Origin of the sequence: Clostridium tagluense, from assembly GCF_003865095.1 — a bacterium.
Taxonomy (GTDB): Bacteria; Bacillota; Clostridia; order Clostridiales; family Clostridiaceae; genus Clostridium_AD; species Clostridium_AD tagluense.
Genome location: NZ_BHYK01000102.1, coordinates 1 through 1,443, shown reverse-complemented (window position 1 = coordinate 1,443; position 1,443 = coordinate 1). Strand labels below are relative to the sequence as shown.

2 rRNA genes are annotated in these 1,443 nt (G+C 35.2%); both read left to right on the top strand.

Annotation, left to right across the window (positions count from 1 at the left end):
* The first annotated feature begins 8 nt into the window (after positions 1–8).
* Positions 9–125 (top strand): 5S ribosomal RNA (gene rrf / locus Ctaglu_RS24655).
* Between the two features lie 969 nt (positions 126–1,094).
* Positions 1,095–1,443 (top strand): 16S ribosomal RNA (locus tag Ctaglu_RS24650); the annotation flags it as partial.

Genomic DNA, 1,443 nt, shown 5'->3' with positions numbered 1-1,443 from the left:
TTTCTCAATCTGGTGATTATGGCATGAAGGTAACACCCCTTCCCATACCGAACAGGTCGGTTAAGCTTCAATGCGCCAATGGTACTGCAGGGGTAACTTTGTGGGAGAGTAGGTCGTCGCCAGGTAAACAAAAAACCACTAAGTCTAACTTAGTGGTTTTTATTTTGCGTAAATATGTAGGAATAAAACTACCTAAATAGAATTCTATGTATTACATTGATATTCATAAATATTATCTTAAGGATTTCATTTCTATAAATGGATCTATTTATAAACTTTTTCTCTAGTAAGTTTGCATTTAATATGCCGTTTTGCGAGTTCTGAGTTTTTTTATGTATCGAACACCAGTCTATTGGAAATATAATATTCAAAATAGTATATAGTCAAATTGAAATACTAGATATTGCTTGCAAACGTACTTCTAAAAGACCATATCCTAGTAATAATAAAAGATATTGTTGACTATGAACCTAATGGCATAAGCCTTATCAGAGATAGCAAAATCACATCAACTTATATTATAGAGATTATAAGAAACATTTAATCTATGCTATTATGCGGGATAAATAAGATTATGCTATTTGATAGGGGTGTGGTATCATCGATGCAAGCTACATGATTTACATCAATATTGAAAATACTTATCCATGCGTATCAGAGTGCGAAATACTGAATTATTAAGACCTACATGTAGTAATATGAAGATAATTTACCTAGAATATATGTGAGCTGAAATTATGATATTATTTATGTGATACAATACTCCTTGTCGTCACGAAGTAGTGGCGCAGTAAGTTAAATGTTAATTACTATTTAATATGTTTTCAAATGAAAATTAGTTTTAAAAAGTTGTTGACAAAACAAGAAAAACCTAGTATTATAGTAGAAGTCGTCACATGATGACAAAGCAAATTGGTCTTTGAAAATTAAACAGAGAAATAGGTAAAATAGCGAAATAACATTTTGCTAGACCAGTTAATTACTTTAGATAAAAAAGTAATTTTAGTCGTAAGACTAAAAAGTATGTAATGAGCTTGCGTAACAACTTAACAGTTGTCGCAGATTATTCATTTCAAATAAAAAGTGTAAACTTTTAAATTGAGAGTTTGATCCTGGCTCAGGACGAACGCTGGCGGCGTGCCTAACACATGCAAGTCGAGCGATGAAACCCTTCGGGGTGAATTAGCGGCGGACGGGTGAGTAACACGTGGGTAACCTGCCTCAAAGAGGGGAATAGCCTCCCGAAAGGGAGATTAATACCGCATAATATGTTTTAATCGCATGATTGAAACATCAAAGGAATTTTCTTTTAGAGAATTCCACTTTGAGATGGACCCGCGGCGCATTAGCTAGTTGGTGAGGTAACGGCCCACCAAGGCAACGATGCGTAGCCGACCTGAGAGGGTGATCGGCCACATTGGAACTGAGACACGGTCCAGACTC